General features: G+C 28.4%; 22 protein-coding genes and 2 pseudogenes. 18 read left to right on the top strand and 6 right to left on the bottom strand.

Translation table 11 applies throughout. The features are described 5' to 3' along the window. Positions 1-50: 50 nt before the first annotated feature. The 11 genes from DL91_RS07830 to DL91_RS07780 all read left to right on the top strand — a co-directional run bounded on the left by DL91_RS07830 (position 51) and on the right by DL91_RS07780 (position 11,415). A complete protein-coding gene (locus DL91_RS07830; protein ID WP_048190971.1) occupies positions 51-992 on the top strand; it encodes an NAD(P)-dependent oxidoreductase in 942 nt (313 codons plus the stop codon). Continuing rightward, positions 993-1,985, top strand: coding sequence for an NAD-dependent epimerase/dehydratase family protein (locus DL91_RS07825; protein ID WP_048190970.1), 993 nt, complete (start codon positions 993-995; stop codon positions 1,983-1,985). A 4-nt stretch (positions 1,986-1,989) separates the two neighbouring features. Further along, positions 1,990-2,748, top strand: coding sequence for a class I SAM-dependent methyltransferase (locus DL91_RS07820; protein ID WP_048190969.1), 759 nt, complete (start codon positions 1,990-1,992; stop codon positions 2,746-2,748). Beyond that, positions 2,745-3,902, top strand: coding sequence for a glycosyltransferase (locus DL91_RS07815; RefSeq protein WP_048190968.1), 1,158 nt, complete (start codon positions 2,745-2,747; stop codon positions 3,900-3,902). Before DL91_RS07820 ends, DL91_RS07815 begins: the two co-directional genes overlap by 4 nt. Positions 3,903-3,928: 26 nt before the next feature. After that, positions 3,929-5,200: a polysaccharide pyruvyl transferase family protein gene (locus DL91_RS07810; protein WP_048190967.1), complete on the top strand. Its 1,272-nt coding sequence runs from the start codon at positions 3,929-3,931 to the stop codon at positions 5,198-5,200. Further along, complete coding sequence (locus tag DL91_RS07805; protein WP_052374312.1) at positions 5,193-6,473, top strand: Coenzyme F420 hydrogenase/dehydrogenase, beta subunit C-terminal domain; 1,281 nt, start codon at positions 5,193-5,195, stop codon at positions 6,471-6,473. Before DL91_RS07810 ends, DL91_RS07805 begins: the two co-directional genes overlap by 8 nt. After that, positions 6,473-7,654: a glycosyltransferase gene (locus DL91_RS07800; RefSeq protein WP_048190966.1), complete on the top strand. Its 1,182-nt coding sequence runs from the start codon at positions 6,473-6,475 to the stop codon at positions 7,652-7,654. Before DL91_RS07805 ends, DL91_RS07800 begins: the two co-directional genes overlap by 1 nt. Beyond that, entirely contained in the window at positions 7,629-7,826 is a 198-nt protein-coding gene (locus DL91_RS07795; RefSeq protein ID WP_048190965.1) for a glycogen/starch synthase, read from the top strand. Before DL91_RS07800 ends, DL91_RS07795 begins: the two co-directional genes overlap by 26 nt. A 17-nt stretch (positions 7,827-7,843) precedes the next feature. Beyond that, positions 7,844-8,152: a glycosyltransferase family 4 protein gene (locus tag DL91_RS07790; protein WP_197050626.1), complete on the top strand. Its 309-nt coding sequence runs from the start codon at positions 7,844-7,846 to the stop codon at positions 8,150-8,152. Positions 8,153-8,438: 286 nt separating this feature from the next. Continuing rightward, positions 8,439-9,569, top strand: a complete 1,131-nt coding sequence (locus tag DL91_RS07785) for a glycosyltransferase family 4 protein (RefSeq protein ID WP_048190963.1) — start codon at positions 8,439-8,441, stop codon at positions 9,567-9,569. Further along, complete coding sequence (locus DL91_RS07780) at positions 9,559-11,415, top strand: hypothetical protein (protein ID WP_048190962.1); 1,857 nt, start codon at positions 9,559-9,561, stop codon at positions 11,413-11,415. Before DL91_RS07785 ends, DL91_RS07780 begins: the two co-directional genes overlap by 11 nt. Here the strand turns inward: DL91_RS07780 and DL91_RS07775 are convergent. Then, a complete protein-coding gene (locus tag DL91_RS07775) occupies positions 11,399-12,388 on the bottom strand; it encodes a glycosyltransferase family 2 protein (protein ID WP_048190961.1) in 990 nt (329 codons plus the stop codon). The two genes, DL91_RS07780 and DL91_RS07775, sit on opposite strands and share 17 nt — an antisense overlap. A 389-nt stretch (positions 12,389-12,777) precedes the next feature. Between DL91_RS07775 and DL91_RS07770 the strand changes: the two genes are divergently transcribed. Further along, complete coding sequence (locus tag DL91_RS07770) at positions 12,778-13,551, top strand: FkbM family methyltransferase (protein ID WP_197050625.1); 774 nt, start codon at positions 12,778-12,780, stop codon at positions 13,549-13,551. Between the two features lie 91 nt (positions 13,552-13,642). Here DL91_RS07770 and DL91_RS07765 read toward each other — a convergent pair whose 3' ends face one another. Together DL91_RS07765 and DL91_RS07760 are read right to left on the bottom strand one after the other, a co-directional pair. Further along, entirely contained in the window at positions 13,643-14,224 is a 582-nt protein-coding gene (locus DL91_RS07765) for a CatB-related O-acetyltransferase (RefSeq protein WP_081882641.1), read from the bottom strand. 2 nt (positions 14,225-14,226) lie between these two features. Next, the gene (locus DL91_RS07760) at positions 14,227-15,663 is read right to left on the bottom strand and encodes a flippase (protein ID WP_048190960.1); all 1,437 of its coding nucleotides are present in this window, start codon (positions 15,661-15,663) and stop codon (positions 14,227-14,229) included. Between the two features lie 165 nt (positions 15,664-15,828). Between DL91_RS07760 and DL91_RS07755 the strand changes: the two genes are divergently transcribed. From DL91_RS07755 to DL91_RS07740, 5 genes and pseudogenes are all read left to right on the top strand, one after another. Beyond that, on the top strand, positions 15,829-16,365 hold the full coding sequence (locus tag DL91_RS07755) for a transposase (protein ID WP_081882640.1): 537 nt from the start codon (positions 15,829-15,831) through the stop codon (positions 16,363-16,365). 39 nt (positions 16,366-16,404) lie between these two features. Then, positions 16,405-16,572 carry a hypothetical protein gene (locus DL91_RS13630; RefSeq protein WP_156096055.1) on the top strand — a complete coding sequence of 56 codons (168 nt, stop codon included), beginning with the start codon at positions 16,405-16,407 and terminating at the stop codon, positions 16,570-16,572. A gap of 456 nt (positions 16,573-17,028) precedes the next feature. After that, entirely contained in the window at positions 17,029-17,301 is a 273-nt protein-coding gene (locus tag DL91_RS14240; protein ID WP_231551433.1) for a serine O-acetyltransferase, read from the top strand. A 368-nt stretch (positions 17,302-17,669) separates the two neighbouring features. Next, positions 17,670-17,915, top strand: a pseudogene (locus tag DL91_RS07745) (IS5/IS1182 family transposase); the annotation flags it as partial. Positions 17,916-18,047: 132 nt separating this feature from the next. Then, entirely contained in the window at positions 18,048-18,767 is a 720-nt protein-coding gene (locus tag DL91_RS07740) for a methyltransferase domain-containing protein (protein WP_052374306.1), read from the top strand. A 230-nt stretch (positions 18,768-18,997) separates the two neighbouring features. Here DL91_RS07740 and DL91_RS07735 read toward each other — a convergent pair whose 3' ends face one another. From DL91_RS07735 to DL91_RS07725, 3 genes are read right to left on the bottom strand one after another with little or no spacing between them, the layout of a single operon-like run. After that, entirely contained in the window at positions 18,998-19,414 is a 417-nt protein-coding gene (locus tag DL91_RS07735) for a glycosyltransferase (RefSeq protein WP_048190958.1), read from the bottom strand. Beyond that, positions 19,392-19,598 carry a hypothetical protein gene (locus DL91_RS14235; protein WP_048190957.1) on the bottom strand — a complete coding sequence of 69 codons (207 nt, stop codon included), beginning with the start codon at positions 19,596-19,598 and terminating at the stop codon, positions 19,392-19,394. Before DL91_RS14235 ends, DL91_RS07735 begins: the two co-directional genes overlap by 23 nt. Positions 19,599-19,621: 23 nt before the next feature. Next, positions 19,622-20,140, bottom strand: a complete 519-nt coding sequence (locus tag DL91_RS07725; RefSeq protein ID WP_048190956.1) for a glycosyltransferase — start codon at positions 20,138-20,140, stop codon at positions 19,622-19,624. Between the two features lie 155 nt (positions 20,141-20,295). On the opposite strand from DL91_RS07725, the pseudogene DL91_RS07720 reads away from it, so the two are divergent. Next, positions 20,296-21,236 (top strand): annotated as a pseudogene (locus DL91_RS07720) (IS5 family transposase). The last annotated feature ends 772 nt before the right edge of the window (positions 21,237-22,008 follow it).

The raw sequence follows: 22,008 nt of genomic DNA, 5'->3' as shown, positions 1-22,008 counted from the left end.
AATAAAATGAGTCTCTAGAATTAAGGTTAAATCTAATCAGGAGATTAAGGATGGACACAAAAAGAATTTTAGTAACTGGTGGTGCAGGATTCATAGGTACTAACCTTGTAAATGAATTAAACAAAAGAGGGCACGAAGTTATGTCCATTGATTTGCTTAACTCTGATCTTGATAACTACCTACGGGCAGATGTCAAAAATTATAGACAACTTGAAAAAGTGTTTGAAAACTACAACTTTGATTATGTGTACCATCTAGCAGCAGAATACGGTCGCTGGAACGGTGAAGCACATTATGAAAACCTTTGGCAGACTAACGTAATCGGAACAAAACATATGTTACGTCTTCAAGAGAAACTAGGTTTTAAGATGATCTTTTTTTCATCAGCGGAAGTTTACGGGGACTACAATGGTGTAATGAGTGAAGATGTTATGGAAAATAATCCAATCAAAGACACCTACCAGATGAACGACTACGCAGTAAGTAAATGGGCAGGGGAACTCATGTGCATGAACTCTGCAAAAATGTATGACACCGAAACCGTAAGAGTTAGGCCTGTAAACTGTTACGGTCCAGAGGAACATTTCACTCCCTACCGGGGTTTTATACCATTATTTATTTATCATGCTCTTTTTGGGAAACCTTACACAGTTTATAAAGGACATAAAAGAATCATAGATTACGTAGGGGATACTACCAAAACATTTGCAAACATTCTTGACAACTTCAAACCAGGGGAAGCTTATAACGTTGGCGGAAAACAAGAATGGGAAAGGGAAATTAAAGAGTATTCAGATATCATTTTAGATGCTGTTGGAGTTGATGATTCAATTGTCACATATGAAGAAGCAGAACCATTTACAACACATGTTAAAACTATTGACTTTTCTAAATCTATAAAAGATTTAAAACACGACCCCAAGGTGACTCCTGAAGAAGGAATTAAAAAAACAGTTGAATGGATGAAATGGTACTACAGGGTTGGTGAATAAATGAATTACACTGAATATCAAGGAAAAAAAATACTTGTTACTGGTGGGGCAGGGTGCGTTGGAAGTAACTTATGCAAAAAACTTTCTGAACTGGATGTTGAGAAGGTTATAATCCTTGACAACTTATCATCCGCCTATGAATGGAACATACCTAAATCAGAAAACATTCAATTTGTGAAGGGTGATATACTTAACGATGAAGACCTGAAAAGGGTGTTTAAGGAAAAACCTGATTATGTTTTCCATTTGGCAGCACACTTTGCCAACCAGAACTCTGTTGACAATCCTGAGAAGGATTTAATGGTTAACGGTATTGGAATATTAAAAGTACTACAGTATGCACAGCTCGTTGGAATTGAAAGATTTGTTTATTCTTCATCAGGCTGCGGGGTTTACGGATTAGGGTCTAAAATGCCATTTAAAGAACATGATATTTCCATTAATTTACACACTCCTTACCAGGTTACAAAACTTTTAGGGGAGCTTTACACCAATTATTTCCACAATTTATACGACCTACCCATTGTAAACGCCCGATTTTTCAATGTCTTTGGATCTGGTGAAATTCCAGGAAAATATCGTAACGTAATTCCAAACTTCTTCTACTGGTCAATGAATGGTCAGGCTTTACCCATAACAGGAAACGGCACAGAAACCAGGGACTGGACCTATGTTGAAGATATAGTCGATGGACTTCTAGCAATGGGTGTAGTTGAAGAAGCTATTGGGGAAGCTATAAACCTTGGCTCCGCCAATGATCATCGAGTAGGGGATATGGCAGAGATAATAAATAGACTAACTAGGAATAAATCAGGGATTAAATATACTGAAAGACGAGATTGGGATGCTAAAACTTGTTTATTATCATCAATTGATAAAGCTCATGATATATTAGGATACAAACCTAAAACAGGTTTTGAAGACGGTCTTAAAATGACACATAGCTGGTTCGTGGAAAACTGGGAAAACATCCAAGAGAGTGCGGAGTTTTAATATTATGAAATCAACTAAAATGGATTCAGATCAAATAAAAAAAATTGAATCAGAAATGTGGAAAGGACCTTCCTGTTTTGATGTTAAGTCCCAATCAATTGCTGATAAGTATAATAATGAATGGAATGATTTTTTACTAAAAAAGAGTATTAAAAATCTGGATTTAAAGGGGAAGCGTGTAATTAATGTTGGTGGGGGTAATGGTAACGAAGCAGAATTTTTAATAAAAAATGGTGTTAAAAAACTATTATTGGTTGATATTGCACCAGGACAGTTGGAATCTGCAAAAATTAGAATAAAAGAACATAAATTGAATAATTTAGAACTTGAATTAGGGGATGCGGAAAATTTAAAGCACAATGACAAAAGTTTTGACATATGTTACATCTATTTAGCCTTACATCACTTCCCAAACCATAATAAAAGTATATCTGAAATATGCCGAGTTTCTAAAGAAGTAATATTTGTTGATATTATGGATGCTAAATTAACTAAGTTTTTAAATTTACTCGGTTTGTTTAAAGAAGAATGGTGCGGAATTGAACCAAATCGCTTGGATGAAAACAGAGTAAAAAACATATTTAATGAAAGGGGTATGAATATGAAAATTCAATATTTCTTTTTTCCACCTTATTATGGTGATAATAATTTAACATTGAATATGATTAAGTTGATTTCAAGATATATTAATATCTTCATGAAATTTAAGTTATTTAATGCTTTATTTGGTAATGTGAGTATAATTAAAGGAACAAAAAAATGAGATTACTAGTTGTTCAAGAATCTGACTGGATTAAAAGGAACCCTCACCAGCAACATCACCTCATGGAACGATTATCAATGAGGGGACATGAAATAAGGGTTATAGATTACCCAATTGACTGGAAGGAAGAGGAAGGCCACTACAAGAAGAGAGAAGTGGTGGAAGGATACCATAAGATACATCAGTTAGCCAACGTGAAGGTTATAAGGCCGAGCATTTTAAAAATACCATTATTAGTTTATCCATCTATTATATTTTCCCACAGAAAGGAGATAAAACGCCAGATAAAAGAATTCAAACCAGATGTTTTACTGGGCTTTGGGATAATCAACTCTTACATTGCAGCCAGAATAGCCCGAAAAGAAAAGATACCTTTCATATACTATTGGATAGATGTTCTACACAGATTAATACCTGAAAAGAGTTTTCAGGCTCTCGGTGAGTACATGGAAAGGACAACAATCAAGAATTCAACCCAAGTCATCACCATTAACCATAAACTGGAAGAATTTGTACGAAATTTAGGTGCTAAAAATACTATGGTAATAGGGGCGGGTATAGATTTGGATAAATTCGATCCGGCATTAGATGGGTCTCGAATTCGTCAAGAATATGGGATCAAGGATGGAGATACGATTTTATTTTTTATGGGATTTTTATATCATTTTGCTGGGCTTAAAGAAGTTGCTTTGGAGTTAGCAAAAGGTAAATATAAAAATGTTAAGTTGTTAATTGTAGGAGATGGAGATGTATATGATGATCTTCAAAATATTGTTAAAGAACATAATTTAGAGGATAAAGTTTTATTGGTGGGTCGTAAGGATTACAATGAAATACCAGAATATATTGCAGTTTCCGATATTTGCATTTTACCAGCATACCCAAATGAGGAGATTATGCAAGATATAGTACCTATAAAAATATATGAATACATGGCCATGAGCAAACCTGTAATAACAACCAAACTTCCAGGAATTATTATGGAGTTTGGTGAGAATAATGGTATTTCTTACGTCGATCTACCTGAAGATGTGGTATCGAAGGTCATTGAGATTGATGTCAAGGCTGAAGGTAAAAAAGCTCGTAAATTTGCTGAAAAGTGTGACTGGAACGAAATTACAAATGAATTTGAGGATATTATTAATAAAATTTAAATTAATTCTTATTTTGGAGAATTAGGATGGTTAAGATAGCGATACTTGATACAAATTCCTCTGCAAATAAAGGTAGTATGGGAAGATTAGAAGGAATGGTAAATTGTTTAAATGATACTATTCCTGGATGTGAAATCACTGTTTTTCATCGTTACTTTGATAAAGAGGATCCTGAATTTATTAGATTAAAAAATGAATATTCTGAAGTTAATTTTGAGGATCATCTTTGGTTTAATGAAAAAAATTCATTCATAATTACGGGTGTATATTTTTTTATTAATTCAATAAGGTTTAATATTAATAACAAAATTAGAACACAAAGATTTAGTGAATACGATGCTTTTGTAGATTTAAATTTTATTGAACCTGAAAAATTAGTAGATAAATTCAGTATAATAAATTTTACAGGCGTACTATTTGTATTACTTGGAATAAAAAATATTTTATCAGTTAAAAAACCAATAATTGTGTGTTCTGCTACAATAGGCTCTTATGGTAAATTTCTTAGCATATTAGCTCGAATTTATCTTAATAAAGTTGATTTAATCACATTTAGAGAAAGATTTAGTTTGGATTATATGCCTAAATTAGGAGTTAATAAGACTAAACAAGTTTTGACTGCAGATTTGGCATTTCTTATGGATGCCCCTGAAGAAAGTATAATTCATGATATTTTAAAAAAATTAGATATTGATATCAATGATTCATTTGTAGGAATAACGCCGGCTGCTATGGTTAATTCTAATTTTACTGAAGAAGATTACATAAAATTACTCTCTGAATTGAGTAATTATATTATTGATGTACTTAATTATAAAATAATTTACTTAACCAATACCTATCAAGATGTATATCTAATAGAAAAAATAAGTAATCAAGTTAATCAATCCGAGAATATTATATCATTTCCCTTTGAATTCAGTGCACCAGAAACAAAAGGTATCATAAGTGCATGTGATCTGTTTATTTGTTCAAGGTTCCATGCTTTAGTGGCTTCAACTTCCCTTGCTGTTCCAAGCATAGGCATTGTATCCTACAGTTATAATAAATTTCATGGAATTTTAGGGGAAATGATGCAACAAGAAGATTTTCTCCTTGATATTGACGATAATTTTAATTATGACAAGTTTTTTTTACTTCTCAAATCTAAAGTCACTGAAATATTGGATATCAGGAATGAAATTAGTGAAAATTTAAAAATAAGAGAAAAATTTGTAAAAAAGCAAGTTTTGCTAAATGGTAAGTTAATAAACGAAGTTATTATATCTACTAATTTAAGTAGGTGTAATAATGATTAAAAATATTCAAGATGTAATTGACAATGATCTTTGTTGTAATTGCGGTACATGTGAAGGTATATGTCCCAAAAATGCCATAAGATTGATTTTAGATAATGATAGAAGGGAATATAAACCTATTATAAATAGAAAAAAATGTGATAATTGTAATACTTGTTTTTTAGTGTGTCCGGGTTATTCTGTAGATTTTAAATCGTTAAACAAATATTTTTTTAATAAAGAACCTGAAGATTTAAGAATTGGAGTATATTCTAATTGTTATTTAGGTAATTCCGTAGACGAAGATGTAAGATATAACTCTTCATCTGGAGGAGTAATAACATCAATACTTATATATGCCTTAGAAAAAGGTATTATTGACGGAGCTCTAGTTACTCGAATGAAGAAAGATAACCCTTTTGAACCAGAACCATTTATTGCAAAGAATAAAGAAGAAATTATAGAAGCAGCTAAATCAAAATATTGTCCAGTACCATTAAATAAATTGATAACGGAAATTCTGAAATCAGAAAATTTAAAAATTGCCGTAGTTGGTTTACCCTGCCATATCCATGGTATAAGAAAAGCTGAAATACTTAATAAATCCCTTAAAAATAAAATAGTTTTGCATTTAGGTCTATTTTGCTCGCATACTGATACATTTTGGCAAACTTACTCTTTAATCAATAAATTAGATATTGCAGAAAGTGATGTACTTAAAATTGATTATAGGGGTGAGGGGTGGCCTGGAAAAATGGTAATTGAACTAAAGAATGGGAATATATTTAACTTACCCTTTCAAGAAGCTATGTCTCAACATATTTTATGGATAAATTCTCTTTGCAGATGTCTTTTTTGCTGCGATTTAACTGCAGAACTATCTGATATATCATTTGGAGATCCATGGCTACCTGAAATAACTCAAAAAGAAAAAAAAGGAAAAACATTAATTGTTTGCAGAACTGAAAATGCTAATAAACTTCTTTTAGACTCAGTTGAAGAGACATATATTAATTTAGAAATTATCAGCCCGCAAAAAGTTAAAAAATCAGGGGCCATGATGGAATCAAAGAAAAAAGATATTAACGGAAGATTCTTGATCAGACGGCTTCTAAATAAAGAAATACCAAAATACAATACAGAATTATTAAAACCTGGATTTAAAAATTATATGAAAGGTTTTTTTGTTTATTTTAATACTAATCTATCTTCAAAACCTTATTTAAGAAAGTTTTCAACCAAATTATTTCCTCTAGAACTTTGGGTTATGAAAAAAATTATTGGTGATAAATGATGAAAATATTACAAGTTAGTCAATCTTTTTATCCATGTTTCGCTTCAGGAGGTGTTGCGAGAGTAGTTTATGAAGTCTCAAAAGAACTAGTTGCAATGGGTCATGAAGTTACTGTATATACTACTGATGGATGCATTGAAGTAACTCCAAACAATAAACATGCAAAAAATATTGAAGGGCTAAAAGTTTATTATTTTAAAAATATTTCTAAGAAAATAAAATCCAAATTTCAAATAGCAAATCCTTTTTACTTACCTATAATAGCAAGGAAAGAAATTAAAAATTATGATATAATACACATCCATGAACACAGAACGATTTTAGCAGTTATTATATGCTATTATGCAAAAAAATCTAATATACCTTATATTATCCAAGCACACGGCTCAGTAATGCCCATATTCCAAAAAACGAATTTAAAAAAATTTTTTGATAGATTATGGGGATATAATATCCTAAAAAATGCATCTAAAGTAATTGCATTGACTAATACAGAATTAGAACAATATAAAAAGATGGGAGTAAATGAAGAAAAGATTGATATTATACCTAATGGAATTAATTTATCTATCCTAGATCAAATCCCCGAAAAAGGAAAATTCCGACAAAAATATTCAATTAATGAAAATGAAAAAATAATACTTTATTTAGGACGAATTCATAAAAGGAAAGGTATAGATATCTTATTAAATGCTTTTCCTGATATTTCAGATAATTTAAGCCATGTAAAATTGGTTATTGTGGGTCCTGATGATGGCTTTCTAAAAACAATAGAAAATCAATCAAAAACATTAATTAAAGAAGGGAAAGTTATAATAACTGGACCATTGTACGATGAAGAAAAATGGGAAGCCTATACAGACGCAGACGTTTTGGTTTATCCTGCAATACACGAAATATTTGGTTTGGTGCCGTTTGAAGCAATTTTGTGTGATACATCTGTAGTTGTCACTAAAAATGATGGTTGTGGCGAATTGGTAGAAAAAGTAAATTGTGGAAACCTTGTAGAATATGGTGATACTCAAGGGTTAATTGATGTAGTTAGTTACATATTCAAAAATCTTGATAAACAATCAAAATTAATCGAAAATGGAAAAAAATATATTATAAATAATTTAAACTGGGAAAAAATTGCAAGTGAGGTCGAAAAAGTTTATGAAAATTGCATTCGTAACTTATGAATATCCCCCTTTTATAATGGGTGGTGCAGGGATCTATGCTAAAAATATAACTGAAAACTTAGCAGAGTTAGGTATTGAAGTCACAGTTTTTACTCCTAATATCTACGAAACTGGAAATAAAAATAAAAATTTAAAAATAATTCCAGTAAATATAAATAATAAAACCCTCTAAAAGCATTGCAGTTTTGGTTGAAATTGCCTAAAGTTTTGAGGAAAGAATATTTAAAGAATAAATTTGATTTAGTACATTTTAATGGAATTTCATATTGGTTCAGGAATAAAAAAATATTAGATATTCCACAAGTACTCACTGTACACCATATTACAACAGATGCCACAAAACATAATAATCTCACTTTAACTTCTACAATATTTGACATAAGTGGAGAAAATAGTTTTTTTACACATTTAATAGAGAAAAGAGCTATTACAAGTGTAGACAAAATAATTGCAGTTAGTGAATTTACAAAAAATCAAATTATCAAATGTTATATGTAAAGTTCTTTCTGATGAGGATTTAAGAAATAAATTTGGCCAAAATGGGAGGAATATTGTTAAAACTAAGTTTAATTGGCAAAGTATAAGTAATGATATTGAAAAAACATATCTAGAGGATGTTTAGTTAATTCCAAGAAAGAACTATTGAAAAATAGTGAAACTTAGCTTTTATAATAAATGAAAAAAAAATATAGAATATTTTAAAAAATTTACCAAAAAATTGTGATTTAATATAATAAAAATTTTAAGTATAACATTTTTACAAATTTCTTTTTGAGTGATAAATATGAAAAAAATGAATTTGGGAATATTAACTTTCCCAATTGAACAAGCAGGTACAATACCTTTATCTAGTCTTATAGAAATAATAAATCAATTTTCAGAAAATATGTATCTGATAACTGGTGATTCAGGCTATTATTATTTTAAAGATGATAAAAGAATTTTTAGTTATCAAATAAATCATAAAAAGCACAAAAATTCGTTTTTGATAATTTTAGAATATATTATAACTCAAATAAAGATAACATGCATGCTATTTAAAATTACTAAAAATGTAGATAAATGGATATTTTTTATTGGCGGCGATACATTAGTATTTCCTATGTTATTAGCAAAATTATTTAGGAAAGAAGTATTTTTGTTATTTGCTAGTTCTTCAACTAAAATTGAACAGTCTTCCGGAAATAAACTTTATAAATTTGGAAAGATTTTATCTGATATCAATTGTAAATTAGCAGATAAGATACTAGTTTATTCGCCAACATTAATCAAGGATTGGAATTTGGTAAAATATGAAGATAAAATTGAAATAGCACGTGAACATTTTTTAAACTTTGATGAATTTAAGATAGAAAAACATGTAAAAAATAAAGAGAATCTCATAGGTTATATTGGACGTTTGAGTTACGAAAAAGGTATTTTAAACTTTATAAAATCAATCCCTGAACTATTAAATATAAATAAAGATTTAAAATTTTGGATAGTTGGTAATGGGAAATTAAAAAACGAAATAATATGTTTTTTAAATAATGAAAATTTAAATGATAAAGTAATACTTTTTGATTGGATATCTCACGAAGATATACCCAAAATTTTAAATGAATTGAAATTAATTGTTGTACCTTCTTTTACTGAAGGACTTCCTAATATAATTTTGGAAGCAATGGCTTGTGGAACTACTATAATAACTACGCCAGTGGGTGCAGTACCAGATTTCATTCAAGATGGAAAAAATGGGTTTATTATACCAGATAATTCTACTAAAAATATTGTTAATACTGTAATTAGTGCCTTAAATTCTACCAAAATAGATGAAATGATTAAAATTAATAGAAGTATTGTAAAAAATGAATTTAGTTTTGATAATACTAAAAGTAAATGGGAAAAAATTTTAGAGGGTCATGATGTCTATTAATCTTAGAAAAATTGATATTGACTGGCTTCTGGCCATTTTGGGAATTATTTTATTAATTATACTTTTGATAATAGTTAAAAATCCGGTTTATAAAATTTCGGCAATATTCCCTATTTTAGCATGTTTAGCTTGGATCTTTAGTAGGAAAAAGGGTTCATTAAATTTTAAATTAAAAGAGAATAATAATTACCTGGTACTTTTAGACATAATATTTTTTTTAGGATTAACATTAAGCATTTTATCAGTTTATAGTTTTGATGAAATTTATGTTAGACCTTTCAGTTATTTTATTTTCATTACGTTAATGATTATGAGTGTTTTCTTTAAAATATTATTAAGTAATAATACTAATCGTAATACTATTGCTATATTATCTCAGATAATAATAATTGGAATTAACATTGATTTATCACAGTTATTATTGTTTCAAGGAGTTATAGGATTAGATCCATGGTATCACCAGTTTATTACTTTACAATCTATACTAAATGGACATATAATTACTGGCACTTCATATACTAATTTACCAATTTTTCATTTAGGTGTAGCTATAACAATTATTTTGAGTTCATTAAACTATAAATTTTCAGCTATTTTATTTTGTAGTATCCCTATTTTGATTCTTAATACATTATTCATTTTTTTAATATCTAAAAAAATCTTAAATTACAAAATTGGTCTTCTTGCTGCATTAATTATGGTAACATCTAGTTATTTTATTTTAGATTCAATTTGGATCATTCCATCCTCATTTGCTTTCATATTTGTCCCCATAATAATCTATTTATTATTTAAATCGAGTATAAAAGTTGAAAAAACAGTATTAATCTTTTTGATGTTTGCGGTGATAATTATGGCCCATTCTATTTCCGCATTAGCCATGTTAATTATACTTTTAATAGGATTTATCTCATCCAATTTTTACAAATATATCAATAAAAAACAAATATTAAAATATAATTTACATATTTCATTAACATTATTCATTTTTTTCACAGTATTCATGTTATCTTGGTGGGCATTTGCAGCGAATGGAACTATCCATACTTTTAAAGAGTTATTTGCTTGGGGTTTCAATATAGATAATTTTATAACTGCTCCTAATGTAATATTGGAATATTCAAAAAATCTTCCATTAATCTCTAAAATTGTTGAAAATATAAATTATATGATTTTTTCATTTTTAGCTATCTTGGGTAGTTTTTTCATGATTTCAAAAAGAAATTGGGATGAAAAATCATTTACTTATGCATTTATTGGCTTAGGAGTATTCTTTATTTCTTATTTTTCTTTAGTTATTGGGTTAGGAATACTCCAAGAACGGTGGATTTATTTTTCTGAGATTTTATTGTCCATTCCCGTAGCTGTTGCAATTTTTATTATACTAAACTGGTTAAAAAATTATTCAAAAACGAAAATTATTCTATCTTCTATTATCTTCCTATTATTAACTTTTTTCATGGTCACGAACACTTTAGCAAATGTCGATGGGTTTTCTTTAACCCAGAATACTGGTGTAACTTATGGTTATACGAATTCTGAGATGGATGCTGCAGAATTTTTTAATGAAAGTTATAATGGTAAAATATCGACTGATGGAATTTATGGAACAAGTGTTTTTCAAGATTATCTTCACAATATTTATGGTATTAATGATGTCGATGAGGAAATTGTTGGTAAAAATTTCACAGATGATAACTATTTAAAAGTAATAAGAGAAAATATAATTAATAATCCCTCAATTTTCTCTGGAAGCGTATATAAAGTTAATTATGATGTAAATAGATTTTTAGATTCACATTATAATGAAATTTATGATAGTGGTACTGTTAAAGGCTACTTCTAAATAATATCCGGAATATATTTATACAAAAATTTTCTAAAGGTTTTAATAGTATTTGAAATATGTAAATTGGTAATAACATTAAATATACTTTCTTATATATTCTCATTAATTCTAAATTTGTTTTTAAATTTCTGAATATCCAAACTATCTTTTTATTTGAACTTTTTTTTCTTGAACTACCAATTTTATGCCATATTTTGGAATCTAAAACACAAACTATTTTGTATCCATTATTTTTAACCCTTAGACTAAGATCTACATCTTCACAGCCAAAGAAAAAACGATTATTTAATTTTATGTCCTTAATATTTGTTTTTATCAAAATTGCTGCTCCTGTAATCCAATCACAATAATTTAGTCCACTATAAAAATTCTTTTCTTTATCATTTATTCCTATATGATGATAAAATGGATATTTAAACCAGTTCATTTTACCTCCTGCAAACCATATAATATCTTTATTTTCGTAATAATTAATTATAGGGCCTATAATACCAATTTTTTTATCCTGTTCGCCAACATTTATCATATTATTTAAAAAATCTTTATTAACTACAGTATCATTATTCAGAAGTAATATGTAATCCGATTTTAAACAGTTCAGAGCATATTGAATTCCAATATTATTTCCTTTCGCGAAACCATAATTACTATCGTTTCTAATCAAAATTAATTTTTTATTTGAAGGTAAATCCAATAATTCAATAGGAATTATTTTATTGGTTAATGATTTGTTAGTAAGTTCGAATATTTTTATAGGTTTATTATTTATGCAATATTTAAAAAAAACGGATTTAACTTTTAATTTACCCTCACAATATTTTCTAATTTTTCCTATCGATCCATCAGAAGATGCATTATCTAAAACTATAACATCAAACTTGGGATAATCAATCTGATAAAGAGATTCCAGACATTCTATGGTGTCTTCCCAACCATTCCAATTAAGTATTATTATTGAAACTTTAGGCATCAATTTTACTCCTTTTAAAATTCATAATTTAAATTCATTTTTTTAATATTTATCAATTAAAATTTAGTCCTCTTAATTTGATTCAACTAAACTAAAAATCAATAATTTATAGGTTTTTAATATTCGTTTGTTATATATAAACTGATTTCTAATCATTTAACTTTATTTAATATAAAATGGATAGATCTTGTATAGATTTAGATTGTATAATTATTATTATAAATAATAATTTTTATAAACTTTAAGTACAGAAAGATAATTAACTTATATTAAAGTATAAAACTATTTTAAACTTTAATTTTCGTATAAAAACAAACGATTAATTTGGTTATATAATCTTACACATAATGATGGGAGTTAATATGATGGAACGATTAATAGGCAAGATTGTGGAATTATTTCCAAAATTTCTAAGATATAAATTATTGTGCCAATACTATAATAGCAGTTGGGGCAAGCGTAAAATAAAAGATGAATCTATATGCGATTTTAAAATTAGATATGAAAAAAAATTTATTGTTAATTTTGATAATATGATTTTTAAATTTGATTATAATCCTTATTATGATATTATTGGTACTCCAATCCCTATTTATTTAAAATATTATAAACTTAAAAAAGGGGATAATATTGTTGATGGGGGAGCTTACACTGGAATTTTTGCTTTAATAGCTTCTAAACTCGTAGGTAAACATGGAACTGTAATTGCATTTGAACCTGACCCTAAAAGTTACAAAAAACTTATTAATAATATTACTTTAAATGATATTAATAATATAATTCCTATAAATAAAGGCTTGTGGAGTAATAATACAATATTGGAATTCATTAGTGTAGGAAATTTCGGATCTACATTTATTATGGATGAAAATATTGATTCAAAAATAGCAGTAGAAGTCGTAAGTTTAGATGCTATTCTTAAGAAATATAAATTAAAGATTAATTTTATTAAATTAGATATTGAAGGTTCAGAAGTTGAAGCAATTAAAGGTTCAAAACACACCTTAAAAAACAATGACATAAATCTGTCAATTGCATCTTATCATTTAGTTAAAGGTGTTCAAACCTATAATCAATTAGAAGAACTATTAACAGATTTAGGTTATAGAATCAAGACATGTTTTGAGGGTGAAATCATAACATATGCAAATCGATCTAATTGATAAATTTTGTAATAGAATTTAAAATCATGAATTAGCATTGATTTCGTTTACTTAATTATATAATTTTAAATTAGTTTTTTATTTATTAACTCTATAAACTAAATTTTTCAATAAATTCTTCGATATTAGGAGATTCTAGGATATCTACATTAATTTTAATTTTTTCAATTGGCCAATCCCACCATTTGATTTTTTTTAATAAATCTATCTGTTTTTGATCGAAACGATATTTAATGTGTCTTGCTGGATTTCCGGCAACAATTTCATAATCGTCTACAGGTTTTGTTACAACTGAATTTGCCCCTATAACTGCGCCATCTCCTATTTTTACTCCAGGTAAAATAAGAGCATTCAATCCTATCCATACATCATTTCCAATAATAATATCCCCTTTACCTGAGGGATGTTCGGGATTTTGATTTATATTATCAATACATCTTCCGAATGGATATGTACTTATCCAGTCTGTCTGATGATTACCGTCAACTATAATCGTAATATTTTTTGAAAATGAACAGAATTTTCCAATTTCGACTCTATATTTATCTGTCCAAATATGTATTATAGGATTTCCATAAGTAAATTCACCAATTATTATATTAGGGTTTTTACTTTTAGATAGTAGGATATTTTTCAATCTTTTATAAATATTTGTAATTTCAAAAGAAACCATTTTTAATTCCTCATATTCCTAATTATATTAATATCATCATTATTTATTCCTTTTAAAGCAAATAAAATTATTAGATATATAAATGCTGATGTTAATATTAATATTAATAGATTATAATCTTTAAATTCCCAAATAAATATTCCCATTATCAAAGAACTGATCGTTATTATAATTGAATCTTTTATTAGTCCTTTTCCATTTTTGATATATCCTAATCGTTTAGCTAGGATTAATACCAATGCTAGAATGATAAATTCAGTTATCAATGTATTAAAACTTGCTGCGATGTAACTAAATTTTGGAATTAGAATCACATTAAGTGTAATGTTTATGATCATCCCTATAAAAGTTATTTTTGTCAAGAGTATCTGTTTATCAGTAGACTGGAATAGTTGGACAAAGGCTGCATTTCCAAACGTAAAAACAGTAGCCCATACAAGTATTTGAAGAGCGGGTGTAGATTCTAAGAATGCATTTCCAAAGATCATAATAATTATCTGACTTGATAAAAGAGTTATTGCCACACCAATAGGGATGCCAATCAAGATCATGAATTTGAAATATTTTTCTACTATTTTTGACAAGGAATTACTTGATGAACCATACAACCTAGACATTACTGGGAAAATTGCAGCATTTATTACAGTTGGAATGAATAATAAAAGTAGTACAATTCTATATGCTGCATTGTATAACCCTACAGCTTGATTACCTTGCATGAATGATAACATTACTGAATCTATCCATACATAAATTGTTACAAAAACTCCGATTAAGCCAAATTGAGCAGCTGTTTTAATTGTTGGTTTCCAAAAATTCCAATCGATTTCTATTTTTGGCAGTGGAAATTCAAATTTTGTTGTTGATACGAACAAATAATAAATTAATATTACTCCCCCAATTATAGCATATAGAAGCGTAAATGTTATAAGATTATTATTATAGTGTATAAGAATTAAAATTCCTACTAACATCAATAAACTATTTAAAACAGTAGCAATGGATTGATATTCAAGTTTTTCATAAGCTTGAAATAGTGATGAAAAAAAGGTCGAAAAAGTATTAAATATTAAAAATATCATCATAATGTAAAGAACAAATACTGTTTGTTGTGGATAACCCACTATTTGTACAATTAAAATGATTAAAATCAATAGTATTGAAACCTCTAACAATTTGATTGAGAATATGTTATTAAGATATTTATTGGTCAAAGACTTTTCTATAGCTAATTCTCTTGTCATAAGAGTGTTTAACCCGAAATCTGCAAAAATTCCGAGTATACTTGTCAATGCTAATGCGAAAGACAATATACCATAATTTACAACACCTAAATATCTGACCAAATAAATTGTATATATTAAACTTATTAAGTAGCTTAAAGATTGTGAAGTGAAAAGAGAACCTATATTTTTCGTAAGCTTTTGTGTTGCATTCATTAAAATATCTTTGTGATATAATAGATTTAAACACTTTGTTTTTTAAAAAAATAGAGAATTTCTAATAAACTTTTAATTTTTTTTATTTTTATTTTTTTGGGGTTATTTTATTTGTTTATGTTGGTTTAACTGTTAAATGCAATAATTTAATGTCATAGAAGTTTTATGAAGTCGTTTGAGAAGTATTTCATGAATATTAAGTATGCTCGTGTGAACCAATTTGGTCATAAGTTGGCTGAGATTGATCCTCTTATTGATTGGGAAGTTTTCAGGCCAATTATTAGGGAAATGTATGATAATCATACAGAGCGTGGTGGCAGGCCGAATAATGATGAGATAGTCATGATGAAGATGTTGGTTTTACAATCGTGGTATGGATTATCGGATCCTGAGCTTGAAAGACAAGCTAAAGTTCATATTTCGTTTCACAAGTTTTTAGGATTCCCTGAAATAATCCCAGACCGTTCCACGGTTAAAGCTTATAGCGCAATTAAAGAAACGATAAAGACCAAGAGATATAGAAAAACTGAAAGACTAATTGATTCCAAAGGATTAAAGATTAAAGAAGGCGTTATACAAGATGCCACATTCATAACAGCTGATCAACCCACCAAAAGGTTTATGAACCTACGTGAATTCAGAGGCAAAAACCAGGCTAAACAAAGACGGCACCTGGACCAAAAAAGAGGAAAATCCCACTAAGGCAACAAATTACACACGAAAACGGACCAGGAACACAGTTTGATAAGAGAATTAGAAACCACCACAGTTTCAGTTCATGATAGTCAAATAGACCTTTACCAACCTGGAGAAATTGTATACCAAGACCGAGGATACTTCGGAGCAACCTGCAAAGGCCATAACGTCACCATGAAGCACAACAGCGACCAAAAGCTCAATATAAGATAAAAAATGCGAAAAACGCATAACACGTAAAATAGCACGGTGAAAGTCCATATGCAGTAATCAAAAACATATTCCACTCCGGCCACGTAAAAGTCATAAAAAGAAAAAAAGGCAATAATAGAAAAAAACATGACAAAATAACTAAAAATACAAAAAAATACAAACACAAAGTAATAGAAAATCAATTATATAACTAAACTAAAATATAAAATCATGAAAGTTACTGACCTCATAATCAGCGATTTACGTCGAATAAATGTATTAACAACAAATAAACTAGTTTTAATTCAGTATACTCTATATTTTTTTGTTGTTTCAGGGGGATTTAGGGCTGTTTTTTGTTATAGGATTTCTCATATATTACATTTAAAACACACTATTTTATATCGCTTCTTTAATATTTTTAACATCTTATTCAATCCTATTGAAATATCTGCAACTACAAAAATAGGTTCTGGTTTGTTTATCCCTCACCCACAATGTATTGTAATTGGGGGGGGTAAAATAGGGAACAATGCATCTATAAACATGGGTGTAGTCATTGGATTGAAGAAAGTTTATGGAAGATATCCTACTATTGGAAATAATGTTATAATCGGCACGGGTTCAAAAATATTAGGTCATTTGAATATAGGGAATAATGTTTGGATTGGGGCTAATGCTGTTGTATTAAATGATATTCCTTCCGATTGTATTGCTGTAGGAATCCCTGCAGAAATTAAAAAGGTTTAAATTTCGCATGATATCTCTTCTATTTACATTTTTAAGCAAGCAATATTTATTCTGGCCGGCTCTGATGTAACAACTCCTAAAATTGCATTGATCCAAGATTAAATTTATGTTAGCACGGAAAGTTCTTTCAGAACTAACCTGATTTGCATAGGATCTTTTGGCACTTATTTGTGGTACGAGTTAATTTATAAATAAATATCTGGATTGATCTACTCTACCCCTTAGTTCAAATTTATATTTCTTTCCAGAGTAACTGTAATCGTCAATTGTTGCGAATCCTTCCGTATAATGTAAACCAGTGATTATAGTGAAAAAACAAACTTATTACCTTATTCACGGATAAATTATAAATTCCTCCTTTGATTTGGCTGAAAAAGCAGCTAAAAAAGCAATTACTCAAAAAAATAAACAATTGGAAAAAATATAAACCAATCCGTGGAAAAATTGAAGACTTTTTCAAATTATGCAAATCAGGACTAAGCTTAAAAAAATTACACAAATATACACCAGAATCAGCCAAAAGAACCACCATACTAACTGTATTTTTAGCAGGACTCATCACAACAACAGGCTACACCACCAAAACAGCACTCCAAAAGCTTTCCGAAACATAAAAAATTTAAGACCCTAAATTTAATATTACTAGATCACTTATATATTACTAGATCTATATGGAGCTGTGATTTATAGAATTAATTTTTATTATAGTTGCGTTCTATAGTGGATTTATTATTAAAATCTGCGAGATGGGTGGGGGTGTATTTATTAATTTAAAAGATGTTCAAAAAAATTGGGAAGGATTGGCTCAGGATAATCCATTAGGGGCTATTATAACAAGCGAAAAAAATTGGGACTTAGAAAATTTTTTTAAAACAGGTATTAATGAAATTAATGACCTTATGATGTATTTAGAAACTTTAAATAAACAAATTTCAACTAAAAAAGCAGTTGATTTTGGATGTGGAGTAGGTAGATTAACTCAGCCGTTGACAAATTTTTTTGATAAAGTTTATGGTATTGATATCTCTCCTACGATGATAAAGTTAGCCAATGAATTATTTCCGGAAGATAAATGTGAATTTGTTCTTAATGAAAAAGATAATCTAGAACTATTTGAAAATAACTCTATGGATTTTGTTTATTCAAATATTACTTTATTACATATGGAACCAAAATATTCCAAAAAATATATAAAAGAATTTTTAAGGATATTGGAACCGGGTGGTATTTCAATATTTTATTTGCCGAGTAAAGCTTTAGGTATTAATAAATTAAAAACAAATTTTGTTAAAAAATCATTTACGTCAATTATAAACTTTTTTAAAGATAATGTAGTGGAAATGTATGTGATAAAAGAAGAAGAAATATGTAGATTAGTTGAAGAGCAGAATGGTATAATTTTGGACGTAAAAAGAAATGAAGAAGGAGGATATATTACTTCAAGATATTCTGTAACAAAAAACTGAGGTAAAAGAAAAGTTATTGAATAGTTAGGTCATAAATTTACCTTTTATTTCAGTTTTATATTTGAACTAAAGTTTATATGGGTTTATAGAGGGGTTGCCTCCATATGGAGATTTCTGCTAATAAAATAGTTCTTATCTCCGCAAATATAATATTTTTTAGTCCATTATATGGAATGTTGTTAGCTGTTTAAATCCATATTAGCCTATTCTTCGTTTGTAATATAAATAACTTATGGGCTAGGTTTGAGAGAATTAATAGCATCTAAAAAATCATCTTTAATATTATTCCAATCAAATTCGTTTTTAGATAATTCTTCTGATCCTTTAATCATCCTTTTTAGATCATTATTATTAATATTCTTAAATTTGAGTATACCTTCTAATAACTTTTCTGGATCATTATTCTCTACAACAATTCCGCAATTATATCTTTTTATTAAATCTGCTGCATCACCCACATTAGAAGTTAATATAGGTTTTTTCATAGAACAATATTCTGCAAATTTCGTTGGTGCAGCAATTTCAGTAGCAATACTATGCGGACGGGGAAGAACTAAAACATCACAAATTGAATAATAATCATATATTTCAGATCTTTCTAATTTTGGAAAATAATAAATTTTGTTAGTAAGTTCTTTTTTTTTCACTTCCTACAATAATGAAAGCTATCTGATCATCTTCAATTGTTTCAGCGGCTATTACAAATTTTTCAATTCCTTGCCATTTTTGAAAATTTCCTATATATCCAAAAACCAATTTTTCATTTATTCCTAACTTTTTTCTTAGATATATTCTATTATGTTTTTTTTGCTTTATCTTGAGAAATTCCATTTGTTAAATACACTAATTTTTCATTAGATGTGCCTTTTTCTTCTAAATACATTATCATTTTTTTTTGATACACAAATTATTTTATCTGAAAATTTTATTGAAGAATAGTCAACAATTCTATTTATTACATACTTTAATAAATTCGTTATAGATTTTTCTTTCGTATTAAGATCATATTCTAAGAATTCTTCTAAATTTCCTACATCTCCATGCATATCAAAAACCATTGGTATGCCCGTGAATTTTGTTAGAATAGAACAAAAAGCTGCAGATTGTAAATTAGAATAAACAAGATCATATCGTTTTTTTAAAATGAATATTAAGTGTTTAAAATGGATGTTTATGAAGTTTACTTGGATTATGGAATACTTAAAAGGAATTTTTATTTTATTTGAATCAATTTTTCTAAAGGTATTTTTACTAACATAAAAAACGAATTCTACTTCATGGCCATTATTTTGTAATAATTTTGCAATATTAGAGATTCTCCACCAAGCAGCACTTTCATTTGGAAGAGAAATACAAACACTAAGTATTTTCATTATGGCACCGCCGCACCGGGATTCCTTAGAATTCTATATAAAAGAAAATTTCTATAAACCTTACTTTTTTTTGATTGTTTTTGTTTTTAGTTCGTTTTGGTGTTTGAATTGTTGTATAGGATTTGTTTATATGTTATTATGTACATAGGAGTATTATGAAGTCATTTAATGATTATTTCATGAAGAAAAAGTATGCGCTTGTGGAACAGCTTGGTGATAAGTTGGGTGAGATTGATCCTCTTATTGATTGGGAAGTGTTTAGGCTAATAATTAGGGAAATGTATGATAATCATACCGAACAGGGTGGTAGGCCTAATGATGAAATAGTTATGATGAAGATGTTGGTTTTACAATCGTGGTATGGTTTATCGGATCCTGAGCTGGAAAGACAAGCTACTGACCGTATATCTTTCAGAAAGTTTTTAGGGTTTCCTGAAAGAATCCCAGACCGTTTCACGGTCTGGGCGTTCAAAGAGCGTTTAATTGATACTGTAAAGACGAGAAAATATGGGAAGAACTGCAACGACAGATAGATACCAAGGGATTGAAGGTTAAAGAAGGGGTTATACAAGATGCAACCTTCATAACTTCAGAGCCAGGCCATAAAAAAGTAGATGAACCTCGTGGACCTAGTGCGAAAACACGACGAAATAAAGACTGCGATTGGGTTAAGAAAAATGGAAAATCCTATTATGGCTACAAACTACACAGCAAAATGGATATAGACCACCAATTAATAAGATAAATAGAAACAACACCAGCATCAGTTCATGATAGTCAAATAGACCTAACAAAACCTGATGAAGTTTCATACCGAGACCGAGGATACTTCGGAGCACCATGTAAAGGTCACAACGCCACCATGAACCGCGCAACACGCGACCACCCACTAAATAAAAAAGAAAAACACCGAAATAAACGCATAACACGCAAAAGAGCACCAGGAGAACGACCATACGCTGTAATCAAAAACATATTCCACAACGGCCACGTAAAAGTCACCACAACACTACGAACACACACCAAAAACATCTTCACCTGCTTCTGCTACAACCTCCTACAACTAAACACCATCAAACAAAAAAACACAACCTAGCGAACGCTAACAAAAAAATGGAAAAAATAGAGAAAATAAATAGAAAAAAAAGAAAATTCACAAAAAAAGAGTCAAAAAATCTCAAAAATTCTCACAAAAAAATTTATAAAAAAATCAAACAAAAAAAATCAAGTAAATAGAAATTTTCATAAATTATTGGATCTGAAAAAATTTATTCAAATATGTTCCTTATATGTTATTTAAAAAAATAATAAGTATTACTTACTGTATATTTATTCATACAAAATATTAATTTAAACATATAGAGGTTCAAGGATCATGCAATCTATCCAATTAAAATTAATATGCGTGTATTTCTAGTTTTAATGCTTGATAATAACTTAAATACTATTAATAGGAGTTTTACTTCGTTATAGCACGATTTAACGAAGTCAAATTTTAATTATTAATAAGTATAATTTTTATGAAAATTTAACTCGACTATTACTTTATTGTATTGCTTCAGATTATTGGGCACTATTTCTTAAATCATCAGCATATGCTTTATCCTCTCCATTTTCAAAGTCAATTGGCACTTTTTTGGTCTATACTAGTTGAATTAATATAATATAATTGGAAAATTACACATTGGGATGATATTGAAAACTTTGATTATATATCATGTTTTACATTTAGGATTTTATGTCACATTGGGTACTGGTTTTTGTTAGGTAATCTGTATTATAAACGATAATTTCTTAAAAATTATAGTTATAAGATAACAGAATTAGCTCTAAAACTGGAATTATGTATCCATATAACATTAAAAGAT

Origin of the sequence: Methanobacterium sp. SMA-27 (genome assembly GCF_000744455.1) — an archaeon.
Lineage (GTDB): Archaea > Methanobacteriota > Methanobacteria > Methanobacteriales > Methanobacteriaceae > Methanobacterium_B.
Note: the sequence above shows the minus strand (reverse complement) of the source record. Positions and strands in the feature narration are given on the sequence as shown.

Bases quoted from the DNA above. Each gene is read 5' to 3' on its own strand.
- DL91_RS07830 (WP_048190971.1), top strand. From the start codon at position 51: ATGGACACAAAAAGAATTTTAGTAACTGGTGGTGCAGGATTCATAGGT.
- DL91_RS07825 (WP_048190970.1), top strand. From the start codon at position 993: ATGAATTACACTGAATATCAAGGAAAAAAAATACTTGTTACTGGTGGG.
- DL91_RS07820 (WP_048190969.1), top strand. From the start codon at position 1,990: ATGAAATCAACTAAAATGGATTCAGATCAAATAAAAAAAATTGAATCA.
- DL91_RS07815 (WP_048190968.1), top strand. From the start codon at position 2,745: ATGAGATTACTAGTTGTTCAAGAATCTGACTGGATTAAAAGGAACCCT.
- DL91_RS07810 (WP_048190967.1), top strand. From the start codon at position 3,929: ATGGTTAAGATAGCGATACTTGATACAAATTCCTCTGCAAATAAAGGT.
- DL91_RS07805 (WP_052374312.1), top strand. From the start codon at position 5,193: ATGATTAAAAATATTCAAGATGTAATTGACAATGATCTTTGTTGTAAT.
- DL91_RS07800 (WP_048190966.1), top strand. From the start codon at position 6,473: ATGAAAATATTACAAGTTAGTCAATCTTTTTATCCATGTTTCGCTTCA.
- DL91_RS07795 (WP_048190965.1), top strand. From the start codon at position 7,629: ATGAAAATTGCATTCGTAACTTATGAATATCCCCCTTTTATAATGGGT.
- DL91_RS07785 (WP_048190963.1), top strand. From the start codon at position 8,439: ATGAAAAAAATGAATTTGGGAATATTAACTTTCCCAATTGAACAAGCA.
- DL91_RS07780 (WP_048190962.1), top strand. From the start codon at position 9,559: ATGTCTATTAATCTTAGAAAAATTGATATTGACTGGCTTCTGGCCATT.
- DL91_RS07775 (WP_048190961.1), bottom strand. From the start codon at position 12,388: ATGCCTAAAGTTTCAATAATAATACTTAATTGGAATGGTTGGGAAGAC.
- DL91_RS07765 (WP_081882641.1), bottom strand. From the start codon at position 14,224: ATGGTTTCTTTTGAAATTACAAATATTTATAAAAGATTGAAAAATATC.
- DL91_RS07760 (WP_048190960.1), bottom strand. From the start codon at position 15,663: ATGAATGCAACACAAAAGCTTACGAAAAATATAGGTTCTCTTTTCACT.
- DL91_RS07755 (WP_081882640.1), top strand. From the start codon at position 15,829: ATGAAGTCGTTTGAGAAGTATTTCATGAATATTAAGTATGCTCGTGTG.
- DL91_RS07740 (WP_052374306.1), top strand. From the start codon at position 18,048: ATGGGTGGGGGTGTATTTATTAATTTAAAAGATGTTCAAAAAAATTGG.
- DL91_RS14235 (WP_048190957.1), bottom strand. From the start codon at position 19,598: ATGGAATTTCTCAAGATAAAGCAAAAAAAACATAATAGAATATATCTA.
- DL91_RS07725 (WP_048190956.1), bottom strand. From the start codon at position 20,140: ATGAAAATACTTAGTGTTTGTATTTCTCTTCCAAATGAAAGTGCTGCT.